We start from the raw sequence: 26,681 nt of genomic DNA on the forward strand, positions 1-26,681 counted from the left end.
TTTGAAAAAAATCTTTAAAATAATTCTAAACACCATACCAAGACCCCTATTAATAAGGTTAAGTTATTGGGCTCGTCCCATTTTAGCATGGGTTTTAAAAGGGCACAACTACACCGACCCGATTGATGGTAAGAGTTTTAAAAGTTTCCTACCTTATGGCTATGGCCAACAGCGCGATAATGTGCTTTCGCCTTCAACATTAAGTTTGGAGCGTCACAGACTTTTATGGTTGTACTTAAAGAATGACACCGATTTTTTTACTGCTGAAAAGAAAGTGCTTCATTTTGCACCAGAACAGTGTTTCTTAAAACGGTTTAAAAACCTTAAAAACCTCGAGTATACAACAACCGATTTACGCTCGCCCATTGCCGACGTAAAAGCTGACATCTGTAACTTACCATTTAAAGACAATAGCTTCGATATTATTTTATGCAACCATGTTTTAGAACATATCCCGAATGATGACAAAGCCATGCAGGAATTATACAGAGTAATGAAACCTGGCGGATATGGTATTTTTCAGATTCCGCAAGATTTAGAGCGTGCTGAAACCTTTGAAGACAATTCTATTACTGATAGGGCCGAACGCGCCAAAATATTTGGTCAATACGACCATGTGCGGGTTTACGGTCGCGATTATTTCGCTAAACTTCGCAACATCGGGTTTAGAGTCGAAGAAGTTGATTACACCGCAAAGCTTTCCGCGGAAGCGATAAAAAAGTATTGTTTAGCTCCAGGAGAAATTATTCCAGTAGTTTATAAATAAACACGCAAAATGACTCAGCAAATTATTCTAATTACCGCCTCAATTTTCGGACTATTATCCATAATATTTGGAGCCTTTGGAGCTCATGCTTTAAAGAAAATATTATCAGAAGAACAATTACAAAGTTTTGAAGTAGGTGTTAAATACCAAATGTATCACGCTATTGTGTTATTAATTTTAGGCCTTAACTATGCCTTTACAACCCCAGCCATATATTGGTGTTTTACATTAGGGACTGTATTGTTTTCCTTTAGTATTTATGGTTTAGTTTTATCTGATGCCAAAGGAAAAAAACTTCGTTTCTTGGGCCCAGTTACACCACTAGGTGGCCTGCTTCTAGTTATTGGCTGGCTATTATTATTAATAAATGCGTTTTAAGAAAATTTCCTTCTTTAAGGTTTTAATCACCCTATAGTGCTGAACTCATTATTTATAGACACACAAACCTTTTTTAATTCTAACAAAAAGTTATTCCGGAAAATTATTTAAAGCCAAAGTTTCTATGGCTTTGTCCTCGTTTTCAAAAATTAAGTACACTTGAAGCTCTGGATGTGATTGTAAAAATGCTTTAATGTTATCAATACCCATAGCTTTAAAAGCTGTGGCATAGGCATCGGCATCCATACAAGTATTTGCAATCACCGAAACACTTAACAAGTTGGTTTTACTAGGATAACCCGTTTTGGTATCGATAATATGGGCGTAACGATTGCCATTTTGATCTACTTTAAACTTTCTATAAGTCCCAGATGTCGCCATAGCTTTATCTCTTAAAAAAAAAGCTTTATTTATAGATTGTGTACCATCAAAATTTGGGTTTTCAACCCCTAGACGCCATTCAGTGTTTTTTTCAGCATTGAGACCCCTAACTCTTAATTCGCCACCAATATCAACCAGATAATTTTCTATGTTTTTATGGTTTAAAAATTCAGAAATCACATCAACAGCATACCCTTTGGCTATGGCATTAAAATCTATAAAGGTTTCTTGTGGTTTTTCTATTCGATGGTCTGCTAATTTCACTTTATCGAAACCTACAGATTGCATTAAATTTTTAATTTTAACACTATCCAAATCAATAATTTTACCTTGTGGTCCAAAATCCCAGGCATTCACAACTGCACCAATAGTAGGATCGAAAGCACCATGGGTTTCTTTGTAAATTCTTTTTGAAGCCTGAAAAACCTTTGTGAAATGGGTATCGATAGTCACAATTTCATTCCTGTTTACCTTAGAAATATCTGAATTTTCTTGATACGTAGACATGGATTTATTAATGACAAAAAACAAACTATCAAATGGCTTTTGATAATCATCTTCAGAATTATAAATTACTCTATAATAGGTTCCAAAAACAGTACCTTGTATTACCGTGTTTTCTGTTTTATTTTGGCATGAAAACAGGCTTATTACAGATAGAATTAGCACGGCAAGTATTCTCATATTTTGTTTGGTATTAAAAACCATGACATGGTATGGCTAAGTTAGTTTAAATTGGTTTCTAAAACTTGTAACCCGTTGTATTCTAAAAGGTAATCTTCGTTCAAATAGATGGGAGCATCTTGATCATTTGGGTTTCCCAAACCTACACCAGCATATAACACTTTGGCATTATTTTCTCTAGCGTGTTTTTTAAAAGTCTCCATCCAAACCACATCGTAATTATTAGGATTGTCGGGTAACATAATAGCACGCACAATAACAAAAAAATACTGCTTGTTTTTATCGATACAAACAAATTGTGGGTGCTTTTTTAGTTTGCTATTTACAGCAATAAACTCGAAACCACGCGCTTTCAAATCTTTTCCAACATGATTCATGGCGAGGTAGTGCAATTCTTGTGGTGTTAGTGCTTTACTCATAATACTATTGGTGTCCTACAAAGATAAAACCTTAGGAAGATAATTCCGAATAATAAATTACAATTCCAACCACTTTCTTAAAAGACCAACGCTTTGATTTTTAACGATATAAGACAAAATTAACATTTAAATTTATCTTTTTTTGTATCTTTAAGATTAAAATATGAGTTATGAAAACTTCAAAACGATTTAACAATGCGATAAAAAAACTTTATACGGCATTCCATCAAGACCGTTTAAATCCAGAGGACTGTAAGCAATGTGCTGTTGGCAATATTTTAGATCAATCAGACCATTGGAAACACTTAACAGATGTACATGGCAGTTTAAAACTAAATTATTTAGGACGCATACACCAAAGTTTTGGTAGGCAATTTAATGGTTATTCTCCCTTAGAACTACTGCAAATAGAAGCGGCGTTTTTAAAAGGTTGTGGGTATAAACTCAGTTCTAAATTACGATTATTTAAACCAGACAACATAAATAAAGAAGTACTTTTTAAGGGGCTAAGTGAAGTAGTTGCACATTTATGCTATTTAGATAATATGCCTAATGTTATGGATTGCGACCAACTATTTAACAAGGCCATGAATTTAAGCGAGCCTCTTAAAAGCTATTAATTTTTTAGGACCTCGCTGGGTTTTCAGACCCTTTAAAATAGGGATTTCGCACGCTACTCTTTAACCACAATAATCGTTGCCTTAACACCTTTAGCCAGGTTCCATTGATTTCCTGCTATGGTATTTCCTTTATCGTCAATGACATGAAATTCTGCAGTATTTGGCATGGAATACCCTTCATTTAAAGCAAGGAAGTCTATTTTATTAAAACCTTCAACTAAATCCAATTTAAAACCCTTAGAGCGATTGGTGAGCATAACGCGATACTCTAAAACCTCATCGTTTACTAACACTCGAATTAAATCGCCATCTTCTAAACCAAAATCTCTATACACCACTTGAACATATTCTGAGTTTGTCCTAAAATCTCCAAAATATTGATCGGTTGTACTACCTTTTGCTCCAAGCCCCTCTTCGACTTTTATGGCTTCAGACTTTTTTTCCAAACGTTTTTTATACAGATCTCCAGGGTTTACAAAAGTCTCTCCAAACATAGAAAATTTTTTCTTAGGAACGCTCAAAGTAGGATTAATTCGTGGTGCAGACAATCCATTAAACGTTTCGTTTTCTATAGGTTTAGAAGGCGCTAAAACGTTGTTACTAGACGATTTATTCTCACTTTTTACCGCAGGAATGGAGGTTGAATTATTTCTACTATCCAATTGCGCATTTGCCGATATCGTAAAAACAAATAGTACCAGAAAATAAAAATACTGTTTCATCTTATTAAAATATATAACAAAAGTCTTTTATGCTTATACCAAATTAACAATGTTATGTCGCATATAATTCGTTTCTTTTTAAATTTATCATGTTCTAAAATTGTTTTCTGAAAATTAAATAGAAAGCTCAAAGATCACAATTCCAAACTCAAAGCTATCATATTTATCTGTAATTTGTCTTATTACAGAAGTTATTTAGCATTTCTTTAATCAAAAATCATTCCTTAAATACTTTTTGGCTTTTAAATCTTATAAATCTAAAAATTACAACCTATAAAATATCCAACACACTTACCCCATTACTCTTTTTTGTAATCTGAATTTGAGTAGGAATACGTTCTTTTAGGTGCTCGACATGCGATATGATGCCAATCATTTTTCCTTGAGATTGTAGGGTTTCTAACGTGGAAATAACCGTTTCTAAAGTATTGCTGTCTAAGGTCCCGAAGCCCTCGTCAATAAATAAAGAATCGATTTTAACGTTTTTACTCGCTAAATCGGATAACCCTAAGGCCAATGCCAAACTAATAATAAACTTTTCGCCTCCGCTTGAAGTATCAATTAATCGAACTTGATCGGTTTGGTAATGATCAATTAAATTAAAATTAAGTTCCTCCTTTGGCTTATAGCTTTCTTCAAGTTGTAATGAATACCGCTTATTTAACTGGTATAGATGCAAGTTAGCAAGATCTAGTAAGTTTTTTAAGGTTAAACGCTGTACATAAACATTAAAGGCGTCTTTTGAGTTGCCAATAATTTTAAAAAGCGATCTCCATACCTTACATACGTTTACCTGTGCTTCAATTTTTTTGTAAAGTTCCCTATTTCTATCTCTAATCTCTTTATCCTTTCTAAAGGTCTCGATAATCTTTCCTTTTTCGGTTAACAGGGTTTTGTTTTCTGTTTTTAAATCTTCTAAATTTTGTTTGCTTTCAGCTTCTGAAACATCAAAAGTCTTCAATGTATTTAAATCTTCCTTTGCCTTTTTATTGGCCGATTTTAATGTTTTTAGTTTGACCTGATTTTCTCTTATTCGATCCTTATTTCGAGTGTATTTTACTTTGTCTTCATGAGATAATAAGGCTTTTTCTACAGCTTGTTTGGTTTCAAAATCACTATTTTTTATCTGTGTATCTAAGGCTGATTTTAGAGTGTGCAATTCATCTAGCAATTCCTTTTGCTCTTTAATGGTATTACGTCTTAAGGTTTCTTTTTCATTAATACTATCCCGCAGTATTTGCAGGTCTTTCTTGCTCAGTTCAACTTTTTTATTGATTTCATATTTCACAACCTCCAAAGCCTTTCTTTTACTTTCTACAGTAATATGCATTGGCAAAATGCGGTGTCGTTGGGTTTTTAATGTTTCAGATTTCGCCGCAGAATCACTTATGTTTTTAAAATCATCTTTTTGAGTTTTATAATGCGCTTCAAGTTGTTTTTTATTGTTAATTAAATTGGTATTAATGACTTTTAGGTCTGAATTTAAAACATCTAAGTTCTTTTGCTTTTTATTAAAATTACCAATAGCCTCCTCAATATTTTGAATAAATATATGGGTTTGTTCTAAGGATGGTAATTGGTAATTAAATTTGGATAATTTTATTTTTAAATCGTGCTCTAAATCGGTACAAATTTGAGTTAAACTGTTAATGGATTCGCGCTTAAGCTTAATTTCAGCTTTAGTATTTTTAATGTTTTCCTCTAGTTTGGCACGAGTTGTTTTAATCATATTAACGGCTTCGTTTTGCGCTTTAATTTGTTCTGATAGTGTATTCTTATCCGTTTGTAATTGTTGTGCCGTTTTTAAAGTTTCGTTTAAGGACTTAATTTGTTCGGTTAGCCCATTTAGTTCAGTTTCTATTTTTGAAACATCAGTTAATTCACAATCAATATTTAACTGATTTGCAGTTAATTTAAGAGCCTTCAATTCTTCTGACATCGTTTGGATGTGTTGCTTTGTCGTCTCAAGGGTTGTGTTAATTTTTACCTGTCTTTTATCTAATTCATTTTTAAAAAAATTAAATTTGTTTAAAATTTCTTTTCGGTTATTAAGCTCTAACTCAGATTTTGAGACCCCTGCAACCTCTAAATGCTTAGTAAAAGGATGATCTTTAGAACCGCACAAACCACAAGGTTCCCCTTTTATTAAATTATGCCGATCGTTTTCGTATTTAGAAATACTTTTTTCTAGATTTAAAATTTTATCGGCATCTGCAACCGATTTTTCTTGTGCCTCTATGTGTTTGTTTATCGTTTGAATTTCTTTTGTAACACTTTCCAAATCTATAGCGTACGTTTTCTGCTGAAGCACTAAACGATCATGTTCCTTTTGAGCTTTTATGGTTTGTTGAGAAAGATTACTAAACTGTTTCCAATGCGATTCTGTTAAGGTCAATTTTTCTTTTTTGGCCAATATATCGGTGATATTGTTTTTGGATAAATGAGCCGCGACTTTAGCGAGTTCCTTTTCTGTTTTTTCAATTTCTGCTGTTTTTTTTATGAGAAGGTCGTCGTTGGTCAATAAATGCGCAGTTGTTTTTTCTAGCTCTTTATTTTTCTCATCAACAAATATTAAATCTTTGTTTAATGCATCCTTATGTCCTTTTAATGTGGTTAAACGGGTTGTCCAGTTTGATATCTCTAAGGCTACATCTTTCAAAAATGAATTCTGATTAATAAATGCCGTTTCACTTTTAATCTTTGATTCCGTTTCAAATAAACGCTTAACTAAATCCTTCTCTTCATTTATTAACCCTTCGATTTGCAAGGCTAAAGCATCTAACTTTTTCTTTAAATTATCGCGGTTTTCGGCTTCGTTTTTTAATGCACCATCTAAGTTGGTAATGACATCAAATTTAGGCAACCACTTAGCAAATTCTTGATCTGCCAACTCCAGCTCAAGCACTTGTTTTTTGGTTATGCGCTCTAAATTTTCAATTTTTGGTTTGAGTTGCGTTAATTCGTTTTCTATGGTTTTTAAAACGTTTCTCTTGGTCTCGAAAGCTTTGTCTATTCTGTTGTAATGCTGAATAGCATCTTTAAAGGGTTCTGCTTTTTCGTTTAAATCCAATAACTCTAATTCTCGTTTATGGCTTTCTATAAAACGCAGGATATTTTGAGCATCTTTATCCAGTTTATCTGCTTCTTCGTTAATTTTATGGAACTTACCATACCAATCTACTATAGTCTGAGCGGATTTCAAGTCCTTTTCAACCTGACTTATCTGAGCATCTAGTATTTTGTCTTTTTGACTGAGTGCAATTTTGCGATCTTCTGTTAAAACATCATCGGCATTAATTTTAGCCTCTAATTGCTCTAATTGCTTTTCTTCGTATGCTTTTCTATCGAGAATAGCTTGTCCAATTTTTTTATAAATGTCTTCGCCTGTAATTTGCTCCAACAAACGCCCCTTTTCTGGGCCTTTGGCGGTTAAAAACGCCGCAAATTCCCCTTGAGCTAGCATTACCGATCTTAAAAACTGCTGATAGTCTAATTGCGTAACGCGCACCATCTCGGTAATTAATTGCCGTTTTTGAGTGGCTAAAATCTCGCCTGATGTTAAATTTTTTAAGCTTACTTCTTCTTTTGGGTTTTTATACCTTTTCCCTGATTTATCGGCAACTCTAATCCCCCAAAAGGCCTCATAAATAACAGTGTCGTTCTCGAAGGTTACGCGGCTAAAAGCATCGTTTGCACCATGACTAACCACATCAAGTAAGCTACCTTTTGTACCACTAAAGCGTGGCACACTATGATATAAGGCTATAGTAATGGCATCTAAAACAGTAGTTTTACCTGCACCAGTAGGCCCTGTTATGGCAAACAAACCCACATCTGCAAAGGCTTCACTTTCAAAATCTATAACAATAGTAGATTCAGATTTTAATGAATTTATATTTTGTAATTCTATTTTTAAAATTTTCATATCATCTACACTTATTGCTTTTTAACAGTTTGCAATATGTCATTAAAAGCATCTAAAACCTCGGGGGCTTCTGCTAAATCAAAATTCATTTCTGCACATTTAAGCTTAAAAACTTCGGTAGGTTTTAATTCTTTAATTGATTTTGTCTCTTCAAGTAATTCTTCAATACCTTTTGTTTTGCGGTGGTTTTTAAGGGTCGTTTTTAATATTTCAAACCCGTATTTTTCGGCCTCTTTTTTTAAATCATCGGTATTAATAGTATGATCTTCGTGCAACACAATTTCCACCCAAGGAGTTAAATTATAAGCGTTAGAGACTATACTTGGAAAAACATCAATACATTCTAAAACTGCACCTTTTAACTTATAAAAAGCCCTAAAACGTGGAACAATCTCATCTTGTATCTTAACGATTTTGTTGTTTTCTATAGTTAAAACAATCACTTTTTTATCATAACCAATTTCACTAAAGCTTAAAATATGTGGCGATCCCGAATATCTAATTTTCTCGTTTCCGCCAATTATTTGAGGTCGGTGCAAATGCCCTAAAGCGATATAATCGAAATATTCTGGGAAATCTTCAGCTCCGATATGCCCTAAAGTTCCTACATAAATATTTTGTTCACTGTCTGAAACAGATCCCCCAATGGCAAATAAATGACCCATGGCAATTACTGGTGCCTGTGCAGTATTTATAGATTTACAATGGGAAGCCACGGCTTGATAATGGTTTATTAATGCTGTTTTGTATCTATCGGTTAAAACTTCAAAAGATTCACCAGCAACGGCACGTCTAATATCACCATCACGCAAATATGGCACGGCTGCAACAATTACTTTTTCGCCGTTTATATCGATTTCAAAAACCTCATCTTTAACCTGCTCTGTGGCTTTGCCAACAACTTTTATGGATAGCGCATTTAAAATATGTTTTGGTGCGTTTAATGTGCCCGGCGAATCGTGGTTGCCACCTGTAATAATAATCGATTTACAAGTTGTTGTATTTAGTTTAACCAAGAAATTGTAGTACATTTCTAAACTTTGATTTGATGGTGAACCCGAATCAAAAACATCTCCAGAGATTAAAAGCACATCAATCTTTTGATCGATGATGTAGTTTTCAATCCAGCTTAAAAACAAGGTTTGTTCCTCTAATTGAGATTGCTCGTGTAGTCTGTGTCCCAAATGCCAATCGGCCGTGTGAAGTATTTTCATGTGTTTTTTTTCATTGTTTTTTTCATCGGTCACCTGCGACATCCATCTAATCATGATCTAGAGCATCAAATTTTAGTTATGGATGTTTCATGTCGTTTTTAACTGTTTTTATTGAAGTAAACCATTTAAAACAAGAACGTATAAATTTTTATAGTTCCCGCTATTTGCAACAAACATAAAGTAAAAAGTATTTAGAAGCAGCCAAGAATTATAGAAGATCGAATAAAATGATTGAGTTTTGAAACATTTAAAAACCAGAAATCAAAAAAAAACCTTTTTAATATTATTTTTTAGGGGTACCGTATGTTATGTTTACCTTTCTTTTACCCCATGTTTTGGCTGCTTTTTCATCGACACCCATGTAAATATCAATGCGTTTTTCCCAGCGTTTATTCATTTTATCTTTAACAAGATATACACCATCGAACCCTTCGATTTTAACAGGTGTATTATGCTTAAACCCCATTTTTAAAAGGTCTCTAGACACTGCTATATACTTTAATCCTGGTCTAATTTTATCGCCAAAAGCAGTTATATTCGGATTAGAATTTGTTTGATGCGCTAAAGAATTATAAGCGGTCGCCGTAACTTGTAGTTTATGCCAGTTGTAAATATCTTTTTCTTTTGTGTCTTCTTTAACCGTTGTCGTTAAGGTTAAAATAAAAACAATACCAAAAATTTTGTGCAACATGATGTAAAAAATTTTAATAAATATACTAATTCTATAATATTTGTGAGTGTGTTTTAATTTTTTTGTATTTTCACTTCTTTCTAACTACCAAACCAAAAATCATGAGAACCACTATTTCCCTTCTTTGTTTAATTCTACTCTTCATGTCTTGCAAAAATAACGCTACTAAAACCGAAGATGACACGGCATTAAAAGATCGTGCCAAAGCCATTCATGAGCGTATTATTACTTTAGATACGCATTGCGATATCAACATTTCAAACTTTACAGACAGCATAAATTACAGTCAGAATTTAGAGTCTCAAGTGAATTTACCAAAAATGCAAGCTGGCGGATTAGATGTCGCTTGGTTTATTGTATATACGGGTCAAGACACCTTATCGGCCGAGGGTTACAAAAAAGCCTACCAAACTGCGATGACCAAATTTAATGCCATTCATAAATTAGTTAACGATATTGCTCCAGACGCTATTGAATTAGCGACCAACTCTGATGATGTGCGTCGCATACACAAATCGGGCAAAAAAGTGGCCATGATTGGTATAGAAAACGGATACCCTGTGGGACTAGACATTAAAAATGTTGAGAAATTCTACAATCTCGGTGCGCGTTATATGTCTTTATCACATAATGGACACAGCCAACTATGCGATAGCAATACAGGTGAAAAAGACAACGTTTGGTTACATAATGGTTTAAGCGAATTGGGTAAAGAAGTAATTGCAGAAATGAACCGTTTAGGCATGATGATAGACATATCTCACCCCTCGAAAGAAGCTATTCGAGATATGGTAGAACTTAGTAAAGCGCCTATTATAGCTTCGCACTCTTCTGCTAGAGCTTTATGCGATCACAGTAGAAATTTAGATGATGAACAGCTGGAATGGATTAAAGGAAATGGCGGAGTTGTGCATGCCGTAGCCTTTAAAAGCTATTTAAACAAAGAAAAACATGAAGCTCGTGAAGCTGCGCTAAATAAAATAAGACATCAGGTTGCAGATTCTCTAGGTTTAAAATGGTATGGCAGATGGGAATTTCGGAATCTAGATAAAGAAACTCAAGACGCTTTAAAAGCCAATCCAGATTGGAATGCCATCCCAGAGATCGTCCATAACAAAGCTTCTAAAATAAAAGATTTCCCTAAGGCTGTAGATGTTGCCGATTTTGTAGATCATATAGATTATTTGGTTGAAAAAATAGGCTTGGAACACGTTGGAATAAGTAGCGATTTTGATGGTGGTGGCGGTATAGAAGGTTGGAGTGATGCTTCTGAAACCTTTAACGTGACTCTAGAATTGGTAAAACGAGGCTACACCGAAGATGATATTGAAAAACTTTGGAGTGGCAATTTATTGCGTGTTTTAGATGAAGTTGAAGCCGTCGCTAAAACCCTAAACTAAGGCTTATTAATAGTCTTTTAGATAACTTGCTTCATTACCTAGTTTTTAGTTTTTAAAAAGAAATAGACCTATTTCTTTTTAAAAACTAAATTGTCGTTGCTTTAATTTTAAGAATTAATCGCTCTTTTTAAAGCCATAAACGAGTTGTTTTATGAAATTTTCAGGCATTTTCGCATCATCTGAATATCCTAATTTAAGGGCGCCGCTTGCCTCAGGAACATAATTGGTTTTAAAAATGTAATCCCATACACTTAAACTAATCCCGAAATTTACACCATAATCTTTACCCTCTGGCAGGCTATAAGCATGGTGATACAAATGCATTACAGGATTATTAAAAACATACTTTAAAGGTCCGTATGTGAGTTTGATATTGGCATGATTTAAATGTCCAATGGTAATCGCCACAAAATGCACAATAAATGCTTGCTCGGGTTCAAAACCACCTAAAAGCATAACCGCAAGGGTTTTTAAAGGCTTGTAGAAAATATTTTCCATCCAATGGTATCGCAAATGCGCTGCAAAACCCATTTCTTTAACCGAGTGGTGCACTTTATGAAATTTCCATAAAAAATATAACGGTGCAATAACACATGGGTAAACCATTGCACAAAATCTTGAACAACAAAGAAAATTAGTAGTTGACTCCACATCGGAAATGCCGTTATATCCATAACCGATAGTGATTTTATAGTGATACCAAAATCTAAAAATACCATTTCTAAAAACTTATAAACACCACTTATTACAATAGAAAAAATGAAGAAATTGAAAAACATATAAAAAGCGTCTAGCCAAAAATCTTTTCTGAAGATGGATTGATTTTTTCGCCAAGGAAAAACAATTTCTAGTCCCCAAACAACCAACGAAATGAGTATTAATCCCCAAAAATAATTAGTGTACCATGGCACATTAAACACTATAGAATCCCAAACCCAATTTAAGGTGTTTACAAATCCTGTTTTAAAAGCTTCGAGGTAATTCATATTAAAATTTTAATTAGGGTTGTTTTTGTCTTATTGAAGGCCGTATAAGAAGTACATCAGATTATCTGTAAATGAATAAAACATGAAAACCATGGGTAATATTTGTTATTTTGACTGCAAGACAACTTGAACAAAATCAATACGCCAAAAGGTCTTTTAAAGCGTCTTCAAATTTACCTTTTGCAAGATATTGTTCTTCCAATTGATTAATAAAAGGAATGGGGGTTTCCATACTCGCTACACGCTTCACTGGTGCATCTAAATACTCAAAACAATGCTCCATAATAAGCGCAGAAATATCGCTAGCAATACCACCAAACAAGGAGTCTTCATGCAATATAATGGCCCTACCCGTCTTTTTAACCGAATTGTAAATCGTTTCGGTATCTAAAGGCTGTAGTGTTCTTAAATCTATTACATCGGCTTGCATCGACGGATGATCATCCAAGGTCTCTAAAGCCCAATGTACAGCCGCACCATAAGCGATAATAGTAACATCGTTACCAGTTTTTAAAACCGATGCTTTTCCAAAAGGCAAGGTATAATAATCTACAGGAACCTCTTGACGAATGCTTCTATACAAGCCTTTATGCTCAAAAAACAACACGGGATTGGGGTCGTTTATTGCGGTTAACAATAAGCCTTTAGCATCGTAAGGAAATGCCGGATACACTACTTTTAAACCCGGTGTTTTTGTAAACCAAGCTTCGTTAGTTTGCGAGTGAAACGGTCCTGCAGCCACACCGCCACCGCAGGGCATTCTTAAAACAACATCGGCATTTTGGTTCCACCTGTAATGTGATTTAGCTAAATAATTTACCACGGGATTAAAACCAGAGGTTACAAAATCTGAAAATTGTAATTCCACAACACTTTTAATTCCGGCGATGGAAAGTCCCATAGCAGCTTCAACAATGGCCGATTCGCATATAGGCGTATTTCGAACTCTATCTTTCCCAAAAGCCTCGACAAAACCATCGGTAATTTTAAAAACACCACCATATTCGGCAATATCTTGACCCATAATCACCAAATCACTATGGCGCTCCATGCTTTGTTTTAAGCCTTCAGAAATGGCATCTACAAAACGGCTTTCTTTAGTTTGAGCATTATTTGGCGTAATGGCTTCATATTCATAATCTCTATACACATCATTTAACTCAGCAGCCACACTTGGAATTATTTTTGGAGCTTTATTTGCAATATCTAAATGGGTGTTAATCTCCTGTAAAATGGTCTCTTTAATCAACACATCTTCGGCTTCATTCAAAACGTCTTTTTCTTTTAAAAAGGCTCTAAAATTAATAACGGGATCTTTTTTGGACCATGCATCTAAAAATTCTTGGGGCACATATTTCGAACCACTGGCCTCTTCATGCCCACGCATTCTAAATGTTTTAAACTCCAATAAAATGGGTCTTGGGGTCTCCCTAATGCTTTCGGCAAGCGCCTTAACTTTGGTGTACACCTCAATAATATTGTTTCCATCTATAATGTGAGATTCCATCCCGTAACCCACAGCTCGATCTGCAATATCTTTACAATGGTATTGCTCGCTAGTTGGGGTAGATAAGCCGTACCCATTATTTTCTACACAAAAAAGCACGGGTAAACCCCAAACAGAAGCCACGTTTAAAGCCTCATGAAAATCGCCTTCACTTGTACCGCCTTCACCAGTAAATACGGCTGTAACTTCATTTTTATGTTTTAAATTACTTGCTAAAGCAATACCATCGGCTACCCCCAACTGCGGACCAAGATGAGAAATCATACCAACAATTTTATAGTCCTGAGTTCCAAAATGAAACGAACGATCGCGCCCTTTTGTAAACCCAGAAGCTTTCCCTTGCCATTGTGCAAACAGCCTAGACAACGGTATGTTTCTAGTGGTGAAAACACCCAAATTTCGGTGCATGGGCAAAATGTATTCGTTGCTATTTAAAGCCATAGTAACCCCTACAGAAATCGCTTCTTGACCAATACCAGAAAACCACTTACTTATCTTACCTTGACGCAGTAAAATAAGCATTTTCTCTTCAATCATTCTTGGTTTAAGCATGTTCTTGTAAAGTTGAACGAGCGCATTGGCATCTAGGTCTTCGGTGTGGTAACTCATATTAAATAAAGCCTCGGTTTTACCCATAAAAAGAAGATTCAAATTTTATCAAATATACTATAAAATGCATTAATCATTATAAAACTTATCTTAATTTACAATCAAAAAAACAGACATACTTTTTGTACATTTGTAAGGCAGTCAATTAAAAATCAATATTATGAATAAGATACCCAGCGTAAATTTAGAAGACTTCATTTCTAACGATCCAGTAAAAAAGCAAAAATTTGTTGAGGCTATTGGAAAAGCTTATGAAGACATTGGTTTTGTTGCACTCAAGGGTCATTTTCTTGATGATAATTTAGTTGATAATTTATACGCTGAAATTAAAAAGTTTTTTAGTTTACCAACCAAAACGAAACAGAAATACGAAATTCCAGGCATTGGTGGCCAGCGCGGTTATGTCTCCTTTGGTAAAGAAAGTGCTAAAGGCAAAAAAGAAGGTGATTTAAAAGAGTTTTGGCATTTTGGCCAATATGTAGAAGACAACTCGAAACATAAAGCCGAATACCCAGAAAACGTTATTGTTGAAGAACTTCCAAACTTTAATACCGTAGGTAAAGAAGCTTATAAAATGCTTGAAAAAACAGCAAAATATGTGTTGCGAGCGCTTGCACTACATTTGGATTTAGAAGAGACTTACTTCGATGACTATATTTACCAAGGCAATTCCATTTTAAGACCCATACACTACCCGCCAATTACCAAAGAACCTAATGAAGCGGTTCGTGCCGCTGCCCACGGCGACATTAATTTAATTACCCTATTAATGGGCGCGCAAGGTCGCGGATTACAAGTGCAAAACAATAAAGGGGAATGGATTGATGCTATAGCAGCACCCGATGAGCTTATGATTAATGTTGGCGATATGCTTTCTAGACACACCAATAATAAATTAAAATCAACCATACACCGGGTTATTAACCCACCAAAAGAGCTTTGGGGAACATCCCGCTATTCTATTCCGTTTTTTATGCACCCCGTAAGTGAAATGAAACTAAACGTTCTAGAAAGTTGTATTGACGACGACAACCCTAAAGCTTTCGACGATATTACAGCTGGCGAATTTTTAAATGAACGTTTAATAGAACTTGGATTGATAAAAAAATAATTAAACACCAAATTAACTGCATTGAAGTAAAACCACCGACCAAACTCTAAATTGAATAAAAAACAATATGGACTTAAAAGATCAATTAAAAAATTTGTTTCCTGAGCATATATCTGAAGAACCCATGAATGATTCTGAGGAAAATAATAATATCTGGTTACAGGACGATCCTATACTTTGCAAATACGAAAAACGAAAAGGTAAACCCATAACTATTTTAGAAGGCTATACTGGTGCTACCGAAGATTTTAAAACATTGGCTAAAGACATAAAAAAAACCTTAAGCGTTGGCGGCAGTTTTAAGGACGATAAAATAATAATTCAAGGTGATTATCGGGACAAAATCATGCAAATACTAAAAGACAAAGGCTTTAATGTAAAACGTGTTGGCGGCTAATTTATGACCGAGTCCATATTACATATTACTAACGGTACCCATCTCACAAATTATTTAACCGAATTAAATATTACTGGAGAAAAACTAACATGGCAAGAAATGTTATGTGAAGGCCCCACACAAACTACCGTTGCGAATGACCCCTTTTTAAAACTTAGAAGCGGCTTTTTAAAATCATTTTATGATATTGATTTAGATGTTTCTGAATTAAAAAAGGAACTTGATAAACTAAATGATTGGGAGTCCTATTCAGAAATTATACTGTGGTTTGAATACGATTTATTTTGCCATATAAACCTACTAGCCGTAATAAGTCTGTTAAAACAAAAAAAAATAAACCTACCCTTATATTTAGTATGTAGTGGTAGAGTAAAAGGTGAGAAAAATTTAAAAGCCCTTTCAGAGCTTTCCCCGAATCAACTCTCAAAACACTACAAGGCTAAGGTCAAACTAAAACCAGAAGATATTGAATTGGCTAAAACACTTTGGAGCATTTATTGCGGTAAAGATCACAATCTATTTATACCTTATATTATACAAAACTCCAGTTTTAAATATTTAAACAATTGTTTAAAAGCCCACTTAGAACGCTTTCCAAATCCGAAGAATGGATTAAATGTGTTAGAACAAAATATTTTGAGTATGGTTAAAGATTACAACATTAAATCGAAACATCATGTTTTGGGTTATGCCCTTAACTACCAAGGATATTACGGGTATGGCGATCTTCAACTTAATAGAATAATCGACAATTTAAGCATCTTTTTTACCATTACAAACAATAGTATAACGCTTAATCGCAAGGGACACGAAGCCCTTTTAGGAACTCATAATTTTTCAGAAGAATTAAACAACAATATGGTTTTTGGCGGTGTTCACAAATCGGAGTTCCAATTTAGTAAAAAGCAGAATAAGCTAGTAAAATCAATTCTAAAATGAGCATTAAAAATTCAGAGTTAATTTTAAATCCAGATGGCAGTATTTATCATCTTAATTTAAAACCCGAAAACATTTCGAATACCATTATTCTTGTTGGCGATCAAGATCGTGTTGAGAAAATCACGAAACATTTTGATACGGTTGATTTTAAAACTCAAAAACGCGAGTTTAAAACACAAACCGGTACGTATAAGGGCAAACGTATAACGGTAATTTCCACAGGTATTGGTCCCGATAATATCGATATTGTTTTAAATGAATTGGACGCCCTTGTAAATATCGATTTAAAGACCAGAAAACCTAAAGACACACTCACTAGTCTTGATATACTAAGAGTAGGCACATCGGGTTCCTTACAAAGCGATATTCCGGTAGATGCTATAGTATTAAGCTCTCATGGTTTAGATATAAATGGTATGCTTCATTCTTATCAAATTCAGCCCATTTCCAACCCAAAAATGGAAGATGCTTTTATAAAACAAACCCAATGGTCGCCTTTAAAAGCGAGACCCATTATAATTGAAAACAGTAAAAAACTAGAAGCACAATTTAAAAGCAAAACCACACATTCTGGCATCACGGCGACTGCTGGCGGATTTTATGCTTCTCAAGGTCGCGTGTTACGCTTACCGCTTCAAGATGACACCTTAAACGGCAAAATGGATGCTTTTAATTTTGAAGGCGTTTGCATTACCAATTTAGAAATGGAAACATCGGCTATTTATGGCTTAGCCAAACTCATGGGACATCATGCCCTTTCTTTAAACGCCATAATTGCCAATAGAGCTAACGGTACTTTTAGCGAAAACCCTAAAAAAGCTGTAGAGAACCTTATTTTGTACACACTAGAAAGACTATCTTAATTTAATTAATAATGACGCAAATAAATATAGGTGGGGTTCCAGAACATTTTAATTTAGCTTGGTATTTAACCTTAAAGGAAGGAAACTATAAAGATAAAAATATAAATATACGATGGCACGATTATTACGGCGGTACAGGTGCGATGAATAAAGCCCTAAGAGAAAAAGAAATTGATATTGCCGTAATTCTTACCGAGGGCATCGTAAAAGACATTATAAACGGCAACCCAAGCAAAATTGTGCAAACTTTTGTGCAATCCCCTTTAATTTGGGGTGTACATGTAGCACATCATTCCACCCATAAAACTATTGAAGATTTAAAAGGCAAAAAAGCAGCCATTAGTCGCTATGGTTCTGGCTCGCATCTAATGGCTTATATAAATGCTCGAAATAACAATTGGGATTTAGATAAGGATTTAAATTTTGAAGTGATTAATACCCTTGATGGCGCCGTAACTGGTTTAACAAACGGCAAGGCAGATTATTTTTTATGGGAAAAATTTACCACAAAACCTTTGGTTGATGATGGCACGTTTAGACACATAGCCAATTGCCCCTCACCTTGGCCGTGTTTTGTAATTGCTGCAAGAGAAGATTTTATTGCATCAAACCAAACAACACTTAAAACCCTATTAAATATCATTAACCATACTACAGCTAATTTTAAAGACATTGAGAATATAGATAAAACCATAGCAAACCGGTATGGCCAAAAACTAGAAGATGTACAAGAATGGTTAAAATTAACCGAATGGTCGCAAGAACTTATTGATGAAAAGACACTCGATGAGGTTCAAAAAGAACTATTTACCTTAAATATTATTCCAGAAATGGTCGATTACGAACAATTAACTCACAAACTATAATCACCTTCAATTTCTTAAACAAATGTTAATACTACAATTAAACCTGTACATATAGCTATTTTTGTACATTCAAAATTATAACGATGAAAAAAATATTTTTACTATGTAGTGTATTAGCTGTTTCTGTAGCTTGTAAAGAAACACCTAAAAATTATGCTACGATATCAGGAACCATTACCAACAAAAACAGCGATTCTTTAGTGATACTAGCTAGAGATTACTCTAAAACTATTAAAGTTGAAGACAATGGCACTTTTAAAGATACTTTAAAGATAGAAACTGGAATTTATTCGCTTTACGATGGTAGCGAATCTACGCCTGTATTTTTAAAAAACGGATTCGACCTTAATGTGACCCTAGATACTAAAGCCTTCGACGAATCTGTAAAATATACTGGAACGGGATCTGAACACAATGCTTTTTTAGCTGAAAAATCCTTACTTGTTGAGAAATTACTTAATATAGATGAATTATCGAAATTAAACAGTACGGGGTTAGAGACTGAAATTGAAAATATAAAAAATGAATTAATTACCTTTCACGATTCTAATTCACATATTGATACTTTCTTAATAAATCAGGGTAAAAAAGAGATTGAACCTATGTTAAAATTTTATAAACAATACATAGGAGAATCTATTGCTTTAAAAGAAGAACTTCCTAAGGGATCGCCCTCTCCTACTTTTGAAAATTACGAAAACATCAATGGTTCAACAACTTCACTTTCAGATTTAAAAGGAAAATTCACCTATGTAGATATTTGGGCTACTTGGTGCGGCCCATGTAAAGCTGAAATCCCTGCTTTAAAAGCCCTAGAAAAAGAGTACCACGGGAAAAACATACAATTTTTAAGCATATCTATTGATGATGATAGAAGCCATGGGGGCTCTTGGGATAAAGCAAGAGAGAATTGGAAAGCTATGGTTAATGATAAAGAACTTGGTGGTATTCAGTTATTTGCGCCCAAAGGATGGCAGTCGCAATTTATTCAAGATTATAAAATAAAAGGTATTCCAAGGTTTTTATTGATTGATCCAGAAGGAAATATAGTATCACCCGATGCACCAAGACCTTCAAACAAATCTATTAAAGAATTGTTTACTGAATTAAATATTTAAGTTGAAAATGACATAAAAAAAACCGCAATTTGCGGTTTTTTTTATGTCATTTTCTATTTCTTTATAGCTCTAGTTTGTTTTTTATTGATGTTCTGAAACATGTTTTGCTTGTTTAAATAAATCTTTGAAAGCCGCACCCAAGTAATCTACAACATGATTCGCCATTAAACTTTCATATCCTAAATATTGAACTGCCAAATCTGCCGATCGGCCGTGTAAATAGACCCCAAACAAGGCGGCTGTTAACGGCTTATAACCTTGAGAAATTAATCCGGTAATAATTCCGGTAAGCACATCTCCAGTGCCTGCAGTAGCCAAACCAGGATTTCCTGTATTATTAACATATAAATCTTCTCGAGAAACAGTAATAGTATGCGCTCCTTTTATCACCACAATAACCTCGTATTTTATACTAAAATCTTGTACCTTTTTGAGTTTATCAAAATCGTCTCTCCATTTTCCTATTAAACGTTCTAGCTCTTTAGGATGGGGAGTTAAAATAGTCGATTTTGGTACTAATTTTAATAGTGTTTTGTTTTGAGCTAGTATATTAACACCATCGGCATCAATAACCAAAGGGGTCTTATTGGTTTTTAAAAACGCTTCAAAGGCTTGGACAGTTTGTTTAGCAGTACCAATACCAACGCCAAAACCAATCACGGTAGGTTCAATTTCCAATTTGATTTCAGAAATTAAAGTCTCGTATTCATCAGTAATAACCATAGCCTCTGGAAAGGAAGATTGCAAAGCTGTATAACCGCATTTTGGAATATAGGCACTTACCAAACCTGCTCCAGCCGATAGAGCTGCTCTACTCGCTAAAGTTACCGCCCCAATTTTACCGTAACTACCACCAATTATTAATGTGTGTCCGAATGTTCCCTTATGCGAAAATTTTTCTCTAGGCCTATACATGAGGGTTGCTTCTGGCTTTCCTATTAAGTTCACATTTGTAAATGTCTCCTTTAAAAATCGGTCGTCTAAACCAATATTTAACACTTCCCATTGTTTGGTAAATTTTGCTGTTTGTGGTAAGAAAAATACTAGTTTTGGTGACACAAAACTCAAGGTATAATCGGCCCAAACTACGGCATCTTCATCTTCAGCAATGCTATCGGTACTCAAGCCTGATGGAATATCTATCGATAAAGTAAAAGCTTCAGAATTTCTAAAATGTATGAATAAAGCGCGAACCCAATCGGCTGCGGGCCTGTTAAATCCAATTCCAAAAACAGCATCAATTATAATATCATCTCGATGTATTTCGGGAAATTCTTCCCTGTAATTTAAGAGTGTTGGCCATTTTTTAGTAACATTTTTTATGTGATCATAATTTATTAAAAAATCTTTAGAACGTTTATCACTATAATTAACGATATACATTTTAACTTGGTAGTCATGCCTCATTAAATGCCGAGCAATTACTAAACCATCTCCCCCATTATTACCAATACCACAAAATACATGAATAGTAGCTTGAGCATTTTTTAAGTGTGCGTGGAGCCAATTAAAAACTTGAGTACCTGCGCGCTCCATTAGGTCTGTTGAGGACATGTTTTGGCGCTCTATCGTTAACTTATCGCCTTCATAAATTTGTGCTTTAGAATATATTTTCATTTTGAGCTTTTGTTTATTTACAACCGCCAGATTAGCAAGAAAACAATTTTGTGTTTTTGGGGCTAAAAGCTATTCGATAATTATTATAAATTCTTTAATACTTATCTATTATTTCTGTCCAATCGGGCGTGTTTTTAATAATAATGAAAAAAAACTAGATTTATTTTTTAATCAAGCTAAAAATAATACTTTTGATTTGCACTAAAAACTAATACAATGATTCTTTTAAGCCAAAACATTACAAATAGTATCGCTTTACTTAAAAAAGAAACAACGGGTTTGAGTCATTTTCTTTTTATTACCCCATGGGGTTTTAATTCTAAATGCACCTAATGATATTAGTAAGCTTCATTCTCTTCAATAATCTAAAAATCAATAAGTCATAATTTATGAAGGTTTTAAAATTTGGTGGCACCTCTTTAGGTTCCGCAGAAAATATAAATAGAGTTATAAATATTTTAACCGACTATTCTCAAAAAAAATCGGTTATCTGTGTTGTATCGGCTGTTGGGGGTATAACCGATAAACTCTTATTAGCTGGTAAACAAGCTCAAAATAAAGACCAAGACTTTTTAAATACCTTTAGCAGTATCGAGGCGCTTCATTATAAGATTATAAAAGCGTTAAATCCTGATAAGAACCATACTATTTTGGGTTATGCCGAAGACAAATTAAACCAACTTAAAAGTTTATTGGAAGGCATTTATTTAATTAATGAATTGTCTCCCAAAACATCAGACAAACTGGTAAGTTTTGGAGAAGCCTTGTCTTCGTTCATCTTGGCAGAAACCATGAAACACAGAGGTCTAGATACTGCACATAAAAACTCTCAAGAGCTCATAATTACCAATTCAGATTTCACAAAAGCGGAGGTTAATTTTAGTATTACCAATGCCAATATTCAAACGTACTTTAATAGCGTAAATCAAAAAATCACCATTCTACCGGGGTTTGTTGCCAAGTCTAACTTAGATGAGCAAACAACACTTGGTCGAGGGGGGTCCGATTTTACGGCGGCCATTATTGCAGCAGCTTTAAAAGTAGAGCAATTAGAAATTTGGACCGATGTGAGTGGCATGTATACAGCTAACCCTAAGCTAGTGAAACAAGCCTATCCTATAGAAAAAATATCGTACAAAGAAGCGATGGAATTATCGCATTTTGGTGCCAAAGTTTTGTATCCGCCAACGGTTCAACCTGTTTTAGATTTAAACATTCCAATTCAGATAAAAAACACATTAAAACCAGAAGCACCGGGTACTGTAATTTCTAATGATAACCTTAGCGAAACCGCTCCTGTAAAAGGTATTAGCAATATAAATAATGTGGCTTTATTAACGTTACAAGGTGGTGGAATGATTGGAATTCCTGGGTTTTCTAAACGTTTGTTTGAAACCTTAGCTCAAGAAAAAATTAATATTATTTTAATTACTCAAGCCTCTTCAGAGCACTCTATTTGCTTAGGAATTGATGAAAACGATAGCGAAGCTGCCAAAACAGTAATAGATAGAACTTTTGAAAATGAAATCGCTTTGCGTAAAATAGACCCCATTATTGTAGAAAAAGGCTTATCTATAATTGCCTTAGTGGGTGATAATATGAAAAACCATCAAGGTGTGAGTGGTAAAATGTTTAGTACCTTAGGTAAAAACAATATTAATATTAGAGCGATAGCTCAAGGCGCCTCAGAAAAAAACATATCTGCAGTAATTTTAGAAAAAGATGTAAAAAAAGCACTTAATACCATGCATGAGCAATTTTTTGAAACACAAACCAAGCAACTTAATGTATTTATAACTGGTGTTGGTAATGTTGGAGAGCGTTTAGTTGAACAAATAAAGCAACAAAAAAAATACCTCAAGGAAAATTTAAAAATCAATTTAAGAGTGATTGGTTTATCAAATTCCAGAACGATGATTTTCGATGAAGAAGGTATTGATTTAAAACTGTGGAAAGACAAATTAAAAACAGGCCAACCCGCAACCATCGAGCAATTTTTCGAAAAAACTAAAGCTTTTAACTTGCGCAATAGCATTTTTGTAGATATTACAGCCAACAGTGAAATTGCCAATTTATACGCTCACTATTTACGAGAGAGCATTGCTGTTGTAGCTTGCAATAAAATTGCCTGTTCTAGCGATTATGAAAACTACAGCTTATTAAAACGTCTATCGCTAAAATACAATGCCCCTTTTTTATTTGAGACCAATGTGGGTGCAGGTTTACCAATAATCGACACCTTAAACAACCTCATAACTTCGGGAGATAAAATAACGTCAATAAAAGCGGTGTTATCTGGGAGTTTAAATTATGTGTTTAACAACTTTAATGCTTCAACTAAATTTCATGATGTGGTAAAACAAGCTGCGGCCGAAGGTTATACAGAACCAGATCCCAGAATAGACCTAAGCGGTGTAGATGTAGCCAGAAAAATCTTAATTTTAGCTAGAGAAAGCGGCATAGAAATGAATTTAGAGGATATTGTTAACACCCCATTTCTTTCAGAATCTGGTTTAAAGAGTGATACTGTCGACGATTTTTATAAAACTTTAATTGACGACGAAGCACATTATCAAAACTTATTCGCTTCCGCGGAAGCAAAAAAATGTCAGCTAAAATATGTAGCGCAATTAAATGACGGAAAAGCAAGCGTTGGTTTACAAGAAATTCCAGAAGGACATCCGTTTTACAACTTAGAAGGCAAAGACAATATTGTGATGTTTTATACCCAGCGTTACCCAGAGCAACCGATGATCATTAAAGGTGCTGGAGCAGGTGCCGATGTAACGGCCTCTGGTATATTCTCTGATATCATTAAAATTGGAAACTTATAAGCAAGCACGAGAGTATTACAAAGGGTTTACAACTCTAAAACACTATTTTTTCGACTAAACTTTAATTGTAAATAGGAGTGTTTTAAATCTTTTACAACCACTAAATGGTATCTTAATGACTAACGAACTAAAAATATTTTCGCCAGCAACCGTTGCCAATGTGTCTTGCGGTTTTGATGTTCTAGGCTTTTGCTTAGACAGCATTGGAGATAACATGGTGATAAGAAAAACCAACAAAAAAGGCGTTTTTGTAACTAAAGTCGAAGGTTTCGATTTGCCTCTAGAAACAGAACTAAACGTAGCCGGTGTGTCTGCTTTGGCCATGTACAACGCTTTAAAACCAGATTGTGGTTTTGAAATTGAAATTTATAAAAACATAAAACCAGGCAGCGGTATTGGCAGTAGTGCAGCCAGCGCAGTTGGCAGTGTGTTTGCCATGAATGAGCTTTTGGGCAGGCCTTACAACAAAACAGAACTTACCGCATTTGCCATTAAAGGTGAAGCTATAGCTAGTAAATGTGAGCACGCCGATAATTTAGCACCAGCCCTTTTTGGAGGATTTACACTAGTAAAAAGCATGTCGCCACTCGAGATTTTACAGATTCCAACACCAAATAATTTGTACGCCACGATTATTCACCCACAGATAGAAATTAAAACATCCGAATCTAGGGCAATTCTTCCTAAGCAAGTGCCACTTGAAGATGCGATAACACAATGGAGCAATGTAGGGAGTTTAATTCATGGCTTACACACCAACGACTATCAATTAATTAAGAGATCTTTACACGATGTTATTATAGAGCCGCACCGAAGTAAACTGATTCCGCATTTTAACGATGTAAAAAAAGCCGCTTTAAATCATGGGGCTTTAGGTTGCGGGATTTCTGGTTCTGGCCCTTCCATTTTTGCTTTATCGGAAGGTCTGGAACATGCTGAACATGTAGAAAATGCTATTAAAACCGTTTATTCAAAAACAAATATAGCTTTTGAAACTTATGTGTCGAAGATAAATACAGAGGGAGTGAAAATTTTAGAATGACGGATGATAAAATTAAAATGAGGTAAGTCTATATAAAAACAAACACATGTTAATTTGAAAAGTTTATGAATTGGGAAGTAGGCATGGATTTTTAAAAATTATAGAAACATAAAGCACGAATGGCTTTCAGGAAAATAACAAAACATAAAACGCAGTATTACAATGCACTAAACTACTGTTAAACCACCGTCTTCCGTCTTCGGGCTTCGGTCAATTATTAAAACATATGAATTACTACAGTTTAAATAAAAAAGCGCCAAACACATCATTTAAAGAGGCTGTTATAAAAGGCTTGGCACCAGATAAAGGCTTATACTTTCCAGAAGAAATTAAACCGTTACCACCATCTTTTTTTGATAATATTAGTACTTTATCTCATACTGAAATTGCTTTTGAAGCCATTAAGCAATTTGTTTCTCCAGACATCCCTGAAGCCACTTTAAAATCCATTGTAGAGGACACCTTAAATTTCGATTTTCCTGTGGTTCCGCTTAGCGACAATATTTCTACTTTAGAGTTATTTCACGGTCCTACCATGGCCTTTAAAGATGTTGGTGCCCGTTTTATGGCACGCTGTCTAGGTTATTTTAATAGAAACAACAGTAAAGAAGTTACGGTATTGGTCGCCACTTCTGGCGATACCGGTGGCGCAGTTGCTCATGGTTTTTTGGGTGTAAAAGGCGTAAAAGTTGTAATTCTCTACCCTAGCGGAAAAGTGAGCGACATTCAAGAAAAACAACTTACCACATTAGGCGAAAATATTACAGCTTTAGAAGTAGATGGTACTTTCGATGATTGTCAAGCGATGGTAAAAACCGCTTTCTTAGACGAAAACCTAACGAGCAAGATGCAATTAACATCGGCTAATTCTATTAACGTCGCACGATGGTTACCACAGCTTTTTTATTTTATGTTTGCCTATAAACAACTACACAAAACACAAAATGATATCGTGTTTTCGGTACCAAGTGGAAATTTTGGTAATGTTTGTGCGGGTATGATGGCGCAACAATTAGGTATGCCAATAAAACATTTTATAGCCGCCAATAACGAAAATAACGTAGTAACCAGATACCTAGAAACACGAGATTACAAGGCCAAACCATCGGTACAAACCATTAGTAACGCCATGGATGTAGGCGATCCTAGTAATTTTATTCGTATTCAGGAAATTTATAAAAATAAGTTTGAAACCCTAAAAGACAACTTATCATCGTATAGCTTTTCTGATGAAGAAACCAAACAAGCCCTATTAGAGATCTACAACAATTTTAATTACGTTGCCGATCCCCATGGTGCTGTAGGTTATTTAGCCTGTAAAGCCTATTTAAAAGAAAACCCTAATGCCCATTGTGTGTTCTTAGAGACCGCACATCCTACTAAATTCTTGGATGTTGTAGAAGAAGTAATACAAGAAAAACAAGCATTACCTCCGCAAATTGAAGCGGTTATGGACAAAGAAAAAGTAGCGTTTAAAATTTCTGATTATGAAGATTTGAAAGGGTTTTTATTGGGGTAGTTGTTTTAAGTTTACGAGATATTTACAACCTATCGAAGTGCTGCTAATTTCCCGTGGTATAATTTTTATAAAT

The 26,681-nt window shown here is 34.5% G+C and carries 21 protein-coding genes and 1 pseudogene; 13 read left to right on the top strand and 9 right to left on the bottom strand.

Annotated elements, in window-relative coordinates; all coding sequences use genetic code 11:
* Nucleotide 1: 1 nt before the first annotated feature.
* Together FEZ18_RS01180 and FEZ18_RS01185 are read left to right on the top strand one after the other, a co-directional pair.
* Nucleotides 2-766: a class I SAM-dependent methyltransferase gene (locus FEZ18_RS01180; RefSeq protein ID WP_153266621.1), complete on the top strand. Its 765-nt coding sequence runs from the start codon at nt 2-4 to the stop codon at nt 764-766.
* A gap of 9 nt (nt 767-775) precedes the next feature.
* Nucleotides 776-1,144, top strand: coding sequence for a DUF423 domain-containing protein (locus FEZ18_RS01185; RefSeq protein WP_153266622.1), 369 nt, complete (start codon nt 776-778; stop codon nt 1,142-1,144).
* A gap of 90 nt (nt 1,145-1,234) precedes the next feature.
* Here the strand turns inward: FEZ18_RS01185 and FEZ18_RS01190 are convergent, their stop codons facing one another.
* Both FEZ18_RS01190 and FEZ18_RS01195 read right to left on the bottom strand, forming a co-directional pair.
* Complete coding sequence (locus FEZ18_RS01190) at nt 1,235-2,209, bottom strand: FAD:protein FMN transferase (protein ID WP_153266623.1); 975 nt, start codon at nt 2,207-2,209, stop codon at nt 1,235-1,237.
* 41 nt (nt 2,210-2,250) lie between these two features.
* A complete protein-coding gene (locus FEZ18_RS01195) occupies nt 2,251-2,628 on the bottom strand; it encodes a Na(+)-translocating NADH-quinone reductase subunit F (RefSeq protein ID WP_153266624.1) in 378 nt (125 codons plus the stop codon).
* A 170-nt stretch (nt 2,629-2,798) separates the two neighbouring features.
* Here FEZ18_RS01195 and FEZ18_RS01200 point away from each other — a divergent pair, with 170 nt between their 5' ends.
* Complete coding sequence (locus tag FEZ18_RS01200; RefSeq protein ID WP_153266625.1) at nt 2,799-3,248, top strand: Na(+)-translocating NADH-quinone reductase subunit F; 450 nt, start codon at nt 2,799-2,801, stop codon at nt 3,246-3,248.
* 53 nt (nt 3,249-3,301) lie between these two features.
* Here the strand turns inward: FEZ18_RS01200 and FEZ18_RS01205 are convergent, their stop codons facing one another.
* The 4 genes from FEZ18_RS01205 to FEZ18_RS01220 form a co-directional block, all read right to left on the bottom strand.
* On the bottom strand, nt 3,302-3,970 hold the full coding sequence (locus FEZ18_RS01205; RefSeq protein ID WP_153266626.1) for a hypothetical protein: 669 nt from the start codon (nt 3,968-3,970) through the stop codon (nt 3,302-3,304).
* Between the two features lie 271 nt (nt 3,971-4,241).
* Nucleotides 4,242-7,895, bottom strand: a complete 3,654-nt coding sequence (locus FEZ18_RS01210; RefSeq protein WP_153266627.1) for an AAA family ATPase — start codon at nt 7,893-7,895, stop codon at nt 4,242-4,244.
* A gap of 11 nt (nt 7,896-7,906) precedes the next feature.
* A complete protein-coding gene (sbcD, locus tag FEZ18_RS01215; protein ID WP_153266628.1) occupies nt 7,907-9,109 on the bottom strand; it encodes an exonuclease subunit SbcD in 1,203 nt (400 codons plus the stop codon).
* Nucleotides 9,110-9,392: 283 nt separating this feature from the next.
* The gene (locus FEZ18_RS01220) at nt 9,393-9,800 is read right to left on the bottom strand and encodes a 3D domain-containing protein (protein ID WP_194269496.1); all 408 of its coding nucleotides are present in this window, start codon (nt 9,798-9,800) and stop codon (nt 9,393-9,395) included.
* Between the two features lie 143 nt (nt 9,801-9,943).
* On the opposite strand from FEZ18_RS01220, the gene FEZ18_RS01225 reads away from it, so the two are divergent.
* Nucleotides 9,944-11,200 (top strand): dipeptidase, encoded by a 1,257-nt coding sequence (locus FEZ18_RS01225; RefSeq protein ID WP_228122809.1) that lies wholly within the window; start codon nt 9,944-9,946, stop codon nt 11,198-11,200.
* Nucleotides 11,201-11,314: 114 nt separating this feature from the next.
* Here the strand turns inward: FEZ18_RS01225 and FEZ18_RS01230 are convergent.
* A pseudogene (locus FEZ18_RS01230) lies at nt 11,315-12,186 on the bottom strand (sterol desaturase family protein).
* Between the two features lie 136 nt (nt 12,187-12,322).
* Nucleotides 12,323-14,302, bottom strand: coding sequence for a thiamine pyrophosphate-dependent enzyme (locus FEZ18_RS01235; protein ID WP_153269018.1), 1,980 nt, complete (start codon nt 14,300-14,302; stop codon nt 12,323-12,325).
* 160 nt (nt 14,303-14,462) lie between these two features.
* Between FEZ18_RS01235 and FEZ18_RS01240 the strand changes: the two genes are divergently transcribed.
* From FEZ18_RS01240 to FEZ18_RS01265, 6 genes are all read left to right on the top strand, one after another.
* A complete protein-coding gene (locus tag FEZ18_RS01240) occupies nt 14,463-15,413 on the top strand; it encodes an isopenicillin N synthase family dioxygenase (RefSeq protein ID WP_153266630.1) in 951 nt (316 codons plus the stop codon).
* Nucleotides 15,414-15,480: 67 nt separating this feature from the next.
* A complete protein-coding gene (locus FEZ18_RS01245) occupies nt 15,481-15,810 on the top strand; it encodes a translation initiation factor (protein ID WP_153266631.1) in 330 nt (109 codons plus the stop codon).
* Between the two features lie 3 nt (nt 15,811-15,813).
* Nucleotides 15,814-16,749 carry a DUF1835 domain-containing protein gene (locus FEZ18_RS01250; RefSeq protein WP_153266632.1) on the top strand — a complete coding sequence of 312 codons (936 nt, stop codon included), beginning with the start codon at nt 15,814-15,816 and terminating at the stop codon, nt 16,747-16,749.
* A complete protein-coding gene (locus tag FEZ18_RS01255) occupies nt 16,746-17,612 on the top strand; it encodes a nucleoside phosphorylase (RefSeq protein ID WP_153266633.1) in 867 nt (288 codons plus the stop codon). The genes FEZ18_RS01250 and FEZ18_RS01255 overlap by 4 nt, the downstream gene beginning before the upstream one ends.
* 11 nt (nt 17,613-17,623) lie before the next feature.
* Nucleotides 17,624-18,478, top strand: coding sequence for a substrate-binding domain-containing protein (locus tag FEZ18_RS01260; protein ID WP_153266634.1), 855 nt, complete (start codon nt 17,624-17,626; stop codon nt 18,476-18,478).
* An 83-nt stretch (nt 18,479-18,561) separates the two neighbouring features.
* Complete coding sequence (locus tag FEZ18_RS01265) at nt 18,562-19,596, top strand: TlpA disulfide reductase family protein (RefSeq protein WP_153266635.1); 1,035 nt, start codon at nt 18,562-18,564, stop codon at nt 19,594-19,596.
* Between the two features lie 81 nt (nt 19,597-19,677).
* On the opposite strand, the gene FEZ18_RS01270 is transcribed toward FEZ18_RS01265, so the two are convergent.
* Entirely contained in the window at nt 19,678-21,213 is a 1,536-nt protein-coding gene (locus FEZ18_RS01270) for an NAD(P)H-hydrate dehydratase (protein WP_153266636.1), read from the bottom strand.
* 389 nt (nt 21,214-21,602) lie between these two features.
* Here FEZ18_RS01270 and thrA point away from each other — a divergent pair, with 389 nt between their 5' ends.
* From thrA to thrC, 3 genes are all read left to right on the top strand, one after another.
* Entirely contained in the window at nt 21,603-24,047 is a 2,445-nt protein-coding gene (gene thrA, locus FEZ18_RS01275) for a bifunctional aspartate kinase/homoserine dehydrogenase I (RefSeq protein WP_153266637.1), read from the top strand.
* A 115-nt stretch (nt 24,048-24,162) separates the two neighbouring features.
* Nucleotides 24,163-25,089: a homoserine kinase gene (locus tag FEZ18_RS01280; RefSeq protein ID WP_153266638.1), complete on the top strand. Its 927-nt coding sequence runs from the start codon at nt 24,163-24,165 to the stop codon at nt 25,087-25,089.
* A 226-nt stretch (nt 25,090-25,315) separates the two neighbouring features.
* Nucleotides 25,316-26,608 (top strand): threonine synthase, encoded by a 1,293-nt coding sequence (thrC, locus tag FEZ18_RS01285; RefSeq protein ID WP_153266639.1) that lies wholly within the window; start codon nt 25,316-25,318, stop codon nt 26,606-26,608.
* Nucleotides 26,609-26,681: the final 73 nt, after the last annotated feature.

The organism is Oceanihabitans sp. IOP_32 (assembly GCF_009498295.1).
GTDB lineage: Bacteria > Bacteroidota > Bacteroidia > Flavobacteriales > Flavobacteriaceae > Wocania > Wocania indica.